The organism is Pseudoalteromonas sp. AS71 (genome assembly GCF_038900275.1).
GTDB lineage: Bacteria > Pseudomonadota > Gammaproteobacteria > Enterobacterales > Alteromonadaceae > Pseudoalteromonas.
On record NZ_JBBMQZ010000023.1, the window covers coordinates 58737 to 70566 of the forward strand.

The following is an 11830-nucleotide window of genomic DNA, read 5'->3' on the forward strand; positions in this document are numbered from 1 at the left end:
TTTTTTATCTTCGCTTACCAATTTAGCAACGCTGGTTAAATATTGAATTGAGACCATAGTCGTAACAGCTTGTTAACGTTTACGTAAACTGCAGATTGAATTTTATTTAAAAAAACAAAAACCTTTTAATTACATAAAGTTAATCATTTATGGATATTTAAAATACAGGAGATGTTACAAATTAGTTAATACTGCGACATTAGTCTAATACAATTACAAATTTAAATTTAATCCATTAAATTCAACAACTTAAAAAATAAATGCCATTTAGAAATAAAAATCTGCACGCACACTCGCTAGGAGTTCTGGTATTGTGTTAATTCCTCATAGGGTTGAGGAACTATTTAAAATAATAAGGTTTAATAACAACATGACTGCCGTACTCATTATTGTTGCTTTAAGTTATATAGGTGTCCTGTTTTGGCTTGCCAACTGGGGCGATAAAACAACACCTTTGGCAAAGCGTATTAGCCACCATCCTTTTGTATATTCACTGTCATTAGGCATTTATTGTACGTCGTGGACTTATTACGGCTCGGTAGGTACAGCGGCCACCAGCAGTTGGAGTTATTTACCCATTTTACTTGGCCCTGCCTTGTTGTTTTTATTCGGCCAAGGGTTTTTACGTAAACTGGTACTTGTGAGTAAAAAGCAAAATATAACCACTATTGCCGATTTTATTTCAGCTCGTTACGGCAAACGCCAAACTACGGCGATTATGGTTACTGTAATCGCGTTACTAGCGACTATTCCCTACATTGCACTGCAATTAAAAGCGCTCAGTACCAGCTTTTTACTGCTGCAAAGTAGTACTAAAATATCCGGTGATATGCTCGCGCTTTCTGCCACATTAATTATGGCTTTGTTTGCCATATTTTTTGGTACACGCAAGGTTGATGTAACTGAATATCGTTCTGGGTTAATGCTTGCTGTTGCATTTGAATCAATGATTAAACTGATTGCCCTTATTGCTGTTGCTGGACTTGCAGTATTTACACTATTTAACTTGCCCGAAACCGCTGCAAATAAGGTAACCGAATCGATTTGGGATCACTGGACTAACTTTAACTTTTTTAGTTTTAACTTTATTGGTCAGTCTTTAATGGCTGCGGCGGCTATTATATGTTTACCACGTCAGTTTCATGTAACCGTGGTCGACAATCAAAATAAACGTCACTTACTTACCGCTCGCTGGGCTTTTCCCCTGTATTTACTATTAACCGCCGCAATGATTTTACCTATTGCCACAGCGGCTATTCATCCTGAAATTGGCAGTGGCTATTCACCCGACAGCTTTGTACTTGCCCTACCTTTAATTAACGACAATGCCTTTTTAACCACCTTTGTATTTATAGGCGGTTTATCTGCCGCTACTGCAATGATAGTGGTAGCCACGCTAACGTTGAGCACGATGATTTCAAACGATGTGGTATTACCGTTAATGCTACGTCGTAAATTTAAACGCAACTTAATTACCACCAGTTATAAGTCTCGTATTTTACTAGTAAGGCGCTTTGCTATTGCAGGCATATTAATTTTGGCTTATTTCTATCAACAATGGTTTGGCCACAGCAGTGCACTGGCAAGTATGGGCTTGGTGGCTTTTTCACTTGTTACACAATTACTGCCCTCTATTGTGGGTGGTTTATATTGGCGAAAAGGTCATGCTTATGGGGTTTATGCAGGTTTAGTGGCTGGCTTTATTTGCTGGATACTATTTCTAATGCTGCCAATACTCGATGCCGGCACAACCCTTGATAGCGAGCTACAACAAACACTTATCACGCGTGGAACCTTAATAGCTTTGTTTGCCAATATTGGTTGTTATATTAGTTTTTCACTAGGGGCTGAGGAGCGCTTAATTGATAAAATTCAGGCAGCTGCTTTTGTTAATCCTAAAGATCAGGCTATTTTATCAAGGCGCTTAAATAAAGACGTAAAAGCCACTGTTTACGACTTTAAAATACTCCTACAAACCTTTTTAGGTATTCAGCGCAGCCAACAAGTATTGGCCCATTACGCACTCGCCCATCACTTAAGCGATAATAACGCACACCCAGAACCTGAATTTATAGCCTACTGCGAACGCGCTTTAACAGGCGTGCTGGGCGCATCGTCGGCTCAAGCATTAATACACACGGTATCGTCGGGTAAGCGCATGGCGTTTGAAGAAGTTGTAAACTTTTTTGACGAAACCACACAAGCGCTGCAATTTAATCAAAATCTGTTATTTACCTCACTCGAAAATTTAAGCCACGGTATTTCGGTTGTCGATAAAGATTTAAAGCTAGTAGCTTGGAATAAGCGCTACAGCGAAATGTTCGGCTACCCTGAAGGGTTTTTAGAAGTAGGCCAACCCATAGAAGATATTATTAGATACAACGCTAACCGTGGTGAATGTGGCCCTGGCGAAATAGAGCGCCAAGTAGAAAAACGTGTGCAGCATTTAAAATACGGCAGCTCGCATCACTTTATTCGCCACCGTCGTAATGGCCAAGTATACGAAATGATTGGTAATCCGCTGCCCGATGGCGGATTTGTTACCAGCTTTTCGGATATTACCAATCACATAAGTACGCAAAATGCGCTTGAAGAAGTAAACATGGATCTTGAAAACCGCATAGAAGCGCGAACTCAAGAAGTGCAAACCATTAATAGAGACTTACAAGCTCAAATAGATAGCCGTGTACAAACCGAGCAAGCACTTACTTTAGCCAAACGAGAAGCAGAGCAAGCCAACGACAGTAAAACGCGCTTTTTAGCACTGGCGAGCCACGATATTTTACAGCCGTTAAACGCAGCACGTTTATACCTTGCTGCCATTGACGAAAAGCAACTCGACAGCACTAACCAAAACAGCTTTGAAAAACTAGGCGACAGTCTCGATTCAACCGTGCATTTAATGTCGGCATTACTTGAAATAGCCAAGCTAGAACAAGGCGCTATGACCCCAACCCCTCGCCACTTTTATATCGAAGATATTTTAGCGCCACTGCAAAGTGAATACGCTATTTTATCAAGTGATAAAGGGCTTAAACTTAGTGTGCGTTCACACCAGCAAATTGTGCACAGCGATATAACCTATTTGCGCCGAATTATTCAAAACTTGGTCTCTAATGCAGTAAAATACACCGATAACGGCCGTGTATTAATTGCCTGTAGAAACCGTAAACACAATTTACGAATAGAAGTATGGGATACAGGCCCAGGTATTAGCGAAGTTGAGCAAGCTAAAATATTTAATGACTTTTACCGTGTTGAGTCGGGCGATAACAAAGGCGTAGGCTTAGGCTTAGGTGTTGTAAAACGTATGGCTGACTTATTAAGTTTGCCGCTTGATGTGCATTCTGAGCCTAATAAAGGTAGCCGTTTTAGCATTGAAGTACCTTATGGCGATGAGCAGTTTGTGCAACAAAAAAGTACGACAAACAGCCTAATAGAAAACCGTGCAGCCATTAATATTGTTGCCGTGGATGACGACCCTGAAAACCTAGCAGCAATGGCAAGCTTACTTAAAAAGTGGCAAGCTAATTACACCTTGTTTGATAACGTAGATAATGTACTGGCGCATGCTAAACAAAACCGCGCACCCGATGTTATTTTAATGGACTATCAATTAGGTAGTGATTGCGATGGCATAACGCTAATTAAAACCCTGCGCGAAATTTGGCAAAGCCAAGTACCCGCTATTTTAATTACCGCAGTGCGCGACACCGAGCTTAAGCAAGAAACTAAAGCTGCTAATATTCATTATTTAAGTAAGCCAATTAAACCGGGCAAACTAAAAGCATTGCTTAATCACAGTACATAATAAGCTAGTAAAAAGTGATCTAGTTAAAAGTATTCTAGTTAAAAGCTATCAAGTAATAGCGTAAAACAAAAAGCCCAGTATCTTCACTGGGCTTTGCTTTATAAAGTGCTCATAAAGTTAAACTGGATTTACTCGGCTTCTAAGCTTTTGGAACAACCAACTTAGCCCCACCAACGAAAGCCCTAAACCAATAAACGAAAGCGCTTTAAGCAACCCCTCCAAATTAGCCATATCAATTAAAAACACTTTAACAATAACTGCAGCTAGTAAGCCTAAGCCTACTTTTTGTATTAATAACTGGTTTTTTAAATGACCAAAAATAACAGTACTCGCACCCATTACTAACCAAATGACAGAGTAGCTATAAAGTTCGGCGTTACTTGCGCCTTTTGATAAGTAAATGTAAGGACCTTGCCAGTATTGGCGAATAAAGCTGTTTATTGCCAATAATATAAAGCCACCCGCAACGGCCAATATAAATGGCGTAGCTTTAGCATTTATTGGTTTTACAAGCTTGGCCAGCCAAAGCGTTAATCCTGCAGGTACTAGCCACAATAGTAATAACCAGTTAAATATTGGCAGCTCACCTATGTAAAGTGATTCAAATAATGGGTTGTCGTCAAGCAGTATTTTAATAGCAAAAAGCCCTGCTAACCCCGCAAGTGTAAAGCCCGCCACTTGGTATAACTTAGCTAAAGTACCGGCAAGTTTTGCTCTGTGTAAGTACACACACCCTAATGCCAGCCAGTTACAGGTAAGGAGTATTTGTTCGTAAAAGTTAAGTGAATCAAATTGCGGATAATGCCCTACTAGCTGATAACTTGTTTCGGTGGTAATAAAAAGCGCTAAACAGTGAAGCGCCGCACCTTCCAGCCATATTTTAAGTTTTGATGAGTCAAAGCACTTAGCTGCGGCAAAAAATAACGCAATACATAACGGATAAACCACAATACTCCAATGCAAACCAAATACTGTTAGCGCATCGTAGCTTGGCGTCCAAGGTGAAAGCGTAAGGCGCAGTAATAACGCAGCAACCAAGGCTTTTATAGGCCAATGCGGCATAGGCACGCTATAGCGTTTAATAAGTACGCTTATAAGTAATACTTGTACAGCAAGTGCAATAGTTAAACCGCTGTCACTTAGTAGCATGGTAATTGCTAACGTAATATTGGCATTAGCGCCTACCCAATAAGTAAAACGCTGAAATAGCGTTGTATTATGCTGCGCGAGCTTTATTAAAATAGCCGCCACTACAAACAATACAACGGCCCAAAGTGGATATGCAGTACTTAACGCAGAATTAGGAATAAGCGTATATAAAGTAGCTATCATTACAAATGCACTAAATGCCCCCGTAATATGAAACGCTAAACGCTTAATCTGTTTTTTACCGTAATAAAGCCCAAAAGCGGTAAGTAACAATCCGAGTAATAAACCCAAACCATACTCATTTTTGAATATAAAGAGTGCGTCATCAAATAGGTTTGGCGAAAGATGCGTGCGTTCAGCGCCTATCACCAATAGCGTTGAAATAACTAACGCTACGCCCTGCCAAATATCCCAGCGGCTATTTTTAAGTACTAAAAATAGCATCAGTACAATACTTAACACGCCAATTGTTTGCCACTGCATATTGAAGTGACTTATTAACATGGTAAATATTAAGGGCGCTATAAAAGCGAGTAATAATGCATGATCAGGAAGCACTTTAATTAAGCGTTTTAAACTGTGCGGGCGGTGCTCAATAACACTCAATTTTAAGCCCAATCGCGGTATAGCAATTAACCCTACAATGCTAAGTAAAGCAAACGTCCCCATCAACCAAACGGTATTAATTTTAAGTAATGTAAAACCAACTAAATACCAGCCAATGTGCCCTGCCCATAATAAATACCACAACCAAGCTCGCTGTACTTTATGTGCAACTAACGCAGCCGACAAACTTACAAAGCCAACATACATAAATAATGCAAACAAGTTACCACTGCCAGTGCTAACCCATATTGGTACACTATAAGCGCCAATAATACCTAATACAGCCAATAATGGGCCTAACCTAAGCGCCATTGCACTTGCACTAATCGCAATAACTGCCAGTGCAAAAAATGCCACGGTAGGACTAAGCATATCGTAGCTACTGTAAGCTAAAAGCGTTAAAGCAAAGCAGGTAATAAACCCGCCGCTTGCAAGCGCTGCGGGTATGTAATTATTAAAGCCTTCAAATACAATGCGTTTATGATGTAAATAAGCCGCGGCTGCAATTAAGCCAAGCCCAAATAAGCCGCCTAAACTCAACCTCATTACAGGCGATAGTAATCCAGCTTCTAGGCTGTATTTAGCTAAAAATATGCCCCCAAACGCAAGCGCTATTGCGCCTATCCAGGTCATCCAGTTCTCTTCAAACCCTGCGCGTAGTTTATTAAAGAGTAATTCTATGGCTGATGCTTTAGCTGGTTTGGCTTTTTTAGGAGGTGCTGATGGCTGATTTATTACAGGTGGTGACACGCTTTGGGGCGTTAAGTTTGACCGTGCTTTATAAGCAGCGATTGGCTCAGACCTTGAAAGCGCTGCCTGAGCAGTAGATGCTTCGCTTTGAGGGTCACTTTGCGATATCGGTTTATGTGTTTGTAAGTGTGTTACTTTGGCCCTTAAAACAGCAACTTCTTGTTTTAATCCATTTAACTGCACTAGCGCTATTAAGCCGCAAATAGCACCGGCAACTACAACCAGTATTACTATAACGGCTAACCCAACTAAATCATCCATGGCACACTCTTATTAATTATTATGCCCTGAGTGTACCTAATTATTAATAAGTAGGTAAATTTTGTTCGATAAAAAAGCCTAAGCACTTAAAGTACTTAGGCTTTACGCTACTTAATATATTTAGGGTTATTCAACACTATCGGTGATAGTGCGCTCTAGGGTCATTTTATAACCTGAGCTTGTTGTTTCATCATGCTCTAAAATCAATATGTAATTACCCTCTTGTGTAAAGTCCATATCGCTTTGTTGAATAAGCACAATTTGCTGACCGTTGTCTTCATATACAGCATAAACAGTGTAAATTTCGTTATCTACAACTTGCTCTTCTTGATCGTATCTATCTAAACCATCAACTACGTTACTGGTGTCATCTACCGTTTCGCCGTTAAGTGTAAAGTATACATCAACATCTGAAACCGATTGTCCTGCGTAGCTTTCAATTAGGTTTACAACCGATACAGTATGGCTGTAACTACTTGGCGTTAGGTTTTCTTCAACGCTCATCATACGTAGACCGTTATCAACGTCGTTATAAAAAATACCCACCGCACTTTGCTCACGCTCTAGCGTCATTAAAAAGTTATCGGCAAGCTTTGTGCCTTCTTCGTCGTACATCGCTACGCTGTAACTATTAGGCGAAAGTTCAACATAGTCTGTATACGAATCACTAGCGACTGTATTTGTTGTATTTACAGTTGTGCCACGTGTAGCCGAAAAGCTAACTGGCGAGTAGTCATCAATCGTATTTATAAAACGTAATTGTCCCAACGCAGATTGGTGCTTAAGCTCAGTAACGTAATTATTATCGGTTACTACATCAAGCGTAATACCGCCTTCTTCTGTTGCATAACTTGGGCGGATCATTGCTACATAGCTTGCTTCGTCGTATAAATAGACAGATGACGACTCGTACACAACATCACTGCTGCCCGCTTGAGTTATATAAATAGTGTAATAACCTTCATCAATGCTTTGCAGGTCTAACTCACTTAAATATTGAGCCGATGAAAAAAGTGTCGCGCTTTCAAATACGCCATCATCAGTTGCTAAGTAAATATCGTAGTTAGTGTCTTCCCCTGCAATATTATAAAACCCTAAGTTAAACTCACCCGTATCGCTTGTGATAGGTACGCTAAGCTCTGTAAATGTAGGTTCATCGAAGTTGCCACTCATTACTACTAACTGTGTTTTGTCACCTTTAATAGAAATTTCTTGGTCGCTAATTGTTATATAGCTGTCGTTAGCATCTAGGTATTCAAAACTCACATCATAAGTACCTGTACTGTAGTTATGGCGAGTAGTTACATCGGCAAAATCAGCGCCTGAACGCTCTGTTTCTTCAACAAACAAACGCGTGTATGGGCTATTGTAAGAGCCGTTATACAATTGGATGTAACCTGTAGAGCTTGAGCTATCATCAGAGCCACAGCCCGACAAAATAGTAATTAGACTTAAGGGTAATGCAGCTTTTAAAAGGGAGTTGGTCATTAAGGTTATTCCTTATTATTAATATCTCCATTATGACCCAAACATTCTATTTTAATTTCATGATTTACAAAGCATTACCCTCACTGACATTTCCTTACGAAAACGTTAAAAAGTGTAGTAAATGTGCAAACAATAAGGACGTGTTTTTATATAATTAAAAACGCTTACGGGGCAACTTCAAAACGATCTCGACCATTCTTTTTAGCTAAATATAAAGCTTGGTCAGCGCGTTTCATTACTTTATCTAAAGGCTCATTAGGCGTTTGCATTGCAACACCAATGCTTACTGTTAAGTGGCGAGAATTTTTAACACTTATGGTGTGCGCAATGGTAATTAATTGTTTTGAAAAATCACACGCTTGCATCATATTATTTGTAGGCAAGTAGCCGCCAAACTCTTCACCGCCGAGGCGAGCAAATTTGTTTTTATACGTAAAAGCATTGTCGTATTTAGTTGCTAGTTCTTTAAGCACTACATCACCTACATCATGACCAAATTCATCATTAATTGCTTTAAAGTGGTCTATATCGATAATTAAAATAACGAAAGGTGAGAGCTGAGCATCTTTAGCGTGCTGATAAAAATAACGTCTGTTATGCACCTTAGTTAAATCGTCAATGATTAGCTCACGCGCTAATCGGTTATTGATACTTTGTACAAAGCGCATCGTTTTAAATAAACCATAGGAAGTTAAAAGCATGCCGCTGGTTCTGCATAAGTCTTCAAAATAAATACTTACCCAGTAAGGCTGCACAACTAACTCATCTAGTACATCAGCAGTAGCTCCAATACTCCAAAGTAATAAACCTAAACTAGAAAAAATATATGCCTGCTTAGATAGTTCAGAGCATTGGACCATCCAAAATAAAAATACAAGTACAATTAAATTAATAAAATCGGTAGTAAAACCGTAAACATTGTTTTGAACTTGCAAGGGAGGGAAGTTGGTTAGGGAGTAGGCTGAAAAAATAGCAATATAGATCAATAAAGCTAAACTTAAAACTTTATTGATCAAAGGCATTTTATAAAAATTAGAAAGTTTAACGGTAAGTTTTACAGTTTCAATCATATTAATTGCTAGGTTTTTCAGTACTTCATTTGAAAACTATAGCACAATAATAAAAAACCCTCGCGAAGATAAAACCCACGATAACACTCAAAGTTACGCTTAAACTACGGTGCTAAGTCCCCACAATCCCAACACTAAAATAGTAATGCCAATCATAGCCTTAGTTTTATGTTTGCTGATGATTCGCTCTGCTTCATTACCTGCATAATAAACAATAATAGCCAAGCCAAAGTAACGAATAGAACGCGCAATACCCGAGGCTAATAAAAATAGCCAAATAGAGTACTTAGTCGCGCCTGCTGCAAGCATCGCTATTTGAAACGGAATAGGCACAATGCCAAGCGTTATAACAAACCAAAAACCTTGGTCTTGCATTTGCTGTTTAACGTTTTCAAATTGTTCAGGGCTCGAAAATGTATTAATAATCCAATCGCCAACCGCATCAAATAAATAATAACCCAACGCATAGCCAAACAATGCACCTACAATACAGCCTAATGTCGCCATTAAGGCAATAAGCCATAGCTTTTCTCTGCGTGCTTGCATTAAGGGTACTAACACCGCTTCAAGCGGAATAGGCACTATGGTTGACTCTAAAAACGACGCCACTGTAATACCGCTAAGCATATGCTTAGAATCAATAAAATTACGCGTTTTTTCTTTTAGCTTTTTTTGAATTGCCATATAATTTTCCTTTTATAGTGCCAAAAATAAAGTGGTTAGTTTATTTTGGCACATCCACGTTAATATAAACTTAAGCAATAAAAAAGCCCGTATAAAACGGGCTTTTTAAACTGTATTTATATAATTATTTAAAAACCGGCATTATATAAATCAAATTGCTTTTCTAGTTCAACAGAACTCTCTCCATCAACTAACGCTATAACTCGTGTTTTTCTGCCAGCTAATACTTTAGGAATATCTTTTGAATCAATAAAGGTTTGCTCAGTTATTTCTATATTTTTAACACCTTGCGCTAACAAAGCCGTTTTAACTGTTTCAACTCGTTTTAAAGCAAGCTTACGGTTATATTCTAATGACCCTTCTAAGCTAGTATCACCAATTAATAAAATAGTAATACCTGGCACATCAACAACACTATTAGCAAAACTTACTACTTTTGCTTTTGCATCATCCGTTAGCGTCGATTTATCGTAACCAAATTCAATAACAACGTTTCTTGATGTCGTTATTTTTTGCTCTTTAGGGCAACCATCATTATTTGTTTTGGCTCTTATCGGTGTTTCAGCACACTTGTCTCTTGCGTTAATAACACCGTCGCGGTCTTGGTCAAATAAATCTTTTGATTGAACTTGATACTCATATTTTTTTGCATCGCTAGCACAGCCAGACAGTAATAATGCAAGACTTAAAAACATAATGCTTTTCATATTATCTATCTCCTAGTAGCCATGCTTCAGGTTTATCAACCCTAAGAGCTCTAACTAAACGCCCTGTTGCATTTACAAGCCTAAAGCTTGCTTTGCGTTGATCATAAGCCGATTCAATATAGTTACGACGCGCTGTAAACAACTCTATTTGCGAATCAAGTACATCTAATAACGAACGACGACCTAATGAAAATTGGCGTTCATACCCTTTTTGAGCAACTTCAGCATAGCCAACATTTTCTTCGTAAAAGCCTTTTTGCTCAGCTAAAAACATGTTTGCATTCCATGCAAAGGTTGTCGCTTCTTCGACTTGGCGGTGAGTTGTGTCTTTAACTGCTACGGCTTCTTGGTAACGCCATTTTGCCGCTTCGGTATCTGCATTTGTTTTGCCACCGTTGTATAAATCGTAACTCATAGAAAGCATTACTCGGCCGTTATCATCACGACCAGGAGAGCCCGAAATATTATCGTTATCAGCTACATCAAACTCTAAACTAACCTTTGGCCAATAACCGCTTTTCTCTCTTTCTATTTGTTTATTTGCAGCTTCTATATCAAAAACAGCAGCCATAATTTCTGGATGTGATTTTTTAGCGACTGCTATAGCATCACCTAAAGTGGCTGGTATATATGTTTCATCCACTTTAGGAATCATTAAATCATCAGGGTACTGGCCCACTAAATCATAGTAATTTGCTTTAATATCTTGAAGATTATTTTTAGCAGCTAAAAAACCAGATTGTGATGTAGCAAGTCTAGACTGTACTTGAGCTACATCGGCATCGCTTGATAAACCACGTTGACGTCGTTGTTCAATATCACTTAATATTTTTTTATGTATGTTGATATTTCGCTCTGACAACTCAACTAACTCAACTGATTTAAGCAAGTCTAAATATACCTGTACAACTTCAAGGCTAATATTCTCTGCAGCAGATATTAAACCCAATTGGTCAGCTTTTGCTTCGTTATCTAGTCTTGCAACTTCAGATGACGTTCTAAAACCATCAAATAACATTTGTGTTATTTTTAAACCTATTTCTCTACGATTTAATTCGCTATCAAGTTCTCGGCCTGATTTATAGTTTACGCGCTCGTATCCATATCCTGCATATAAACGAACTTGTGGTAAATACTCACTAAACGCACTGCGTTTATCGCGATATTTTGCTTCAAAGCTCGCATATTTCTGCATTAATCTCGGATTAGTGTTTAATGTTTCAGCTACAGATTGCTCAAGCGTTAACGCATTCGATAACCCTGGGGCTAAGGCTAAAACAGAGAGTAGTCCTAATTTACGCATT

7 protein-coding genes are annotated in these 11830 nt (G+C 38.8%); 1 reads left to right on the top strand and 6 read right to left on the bottom strand.

The window, feature by feature from the left end:
- Nucleotides 1-370 precede the first annotated feature (370 nt).
- The gene (locus WNY98_RS16715) at nucleotides 371-3811 is read left to right on the top strand and encodes a PAS-domain containing protein (RefSeq protein WP_342878442.1); all 3441 of its coding nucleotides are present in this window, start codon (nucleotides 371-373) and stop codon (nucleotides 3809-3811) included.
- Nucleotides 3812-3928: 117 nt separating this feature from the next.
- Here WNY98_RS16715 and WNY98_RS16720 read toward each other — a convergent pair whose 3' ends face one another.
- The 6 genes from WNY98_RS16720 to WNY98_RS16745 all read right to left on the bottom strand — a co-directional run bounded on the left by WNY98_RS16720 (nucleotide 3929) and on the right by WNY98_RS16745 (nucleotide 11829).
- Nucleotides 3929-6577 (bottom strand): DUF2339 domain-containing protein, encoded by a 2649-nt coding sequence (locus tag WNY98_RS16720; protein WP_342878443.1) that lies wholly within the window; start codon nucleotides 6575-6577, stop codon nucleotides 3929-3931.
- A gap of 126 nt (nucleotides 6578-6703) precedes the next feature.
- Nucleotides 6704-8065, bottom strand: coding sequence for a hypothetical protein (locus tag WNY98_RS16725; RefSeq protein WP_024600652.1), 1362 nt, complete (start codon nucleotides 8063-8065; stop codon nucleotides 6704-6706).
- A gap of 164 nt (nucleotides 8066-8229) precedes the next feature.
- The gene (locus tag WNY98_RS16730; protein ID WP_342878444.1) at nucleotides 8230-9135 is read right to left on the bottom strand and encodes a GGDEF domain-containing protein; all 906 of its coding nucleotides are present in this window, start codon (nucleotides 9133-9135) and stop codon (nucleotides 8230-8232) included.
- A 99-nt stretch (nucleotides 9136-9234) separates the two neighbouring features.
- Nucleotides 9235-9819, bottom strand: coding sequence for a VTT domain-containing protein (locus WNY98_RS16735; protein WP_024600650.1), 585 nt, complete (start codon nucleotides 9817-9819; stop codon nucleotides 9235-9237).
- Nucleotides 9820-9947: 128 nt separating this feature from the next.
- Entirely contained in the window at nucleotides 9948-10526 is a 579-nt protein-coding gene (locus tag WNY98_RS16740) for an OmpA family protein (RefSeq protein WP_182725140.1), read from the bottom strand.
- A 1-nt stretch (nucleotide 10527) separates the two neighbouring features.
- A complete protein-coding gene (locus WNY98_RS16745) occupies nucleotides 10528-11829 on the bottom strand; it encodes a TolC family outer membrane protein (RefSeq protein ID WP_182715575.1) in 1302 nt (433 codons plus the stop codon).
- Between the last annotated feature and the right edge of the window lies 1 nt (nucleotide 11830).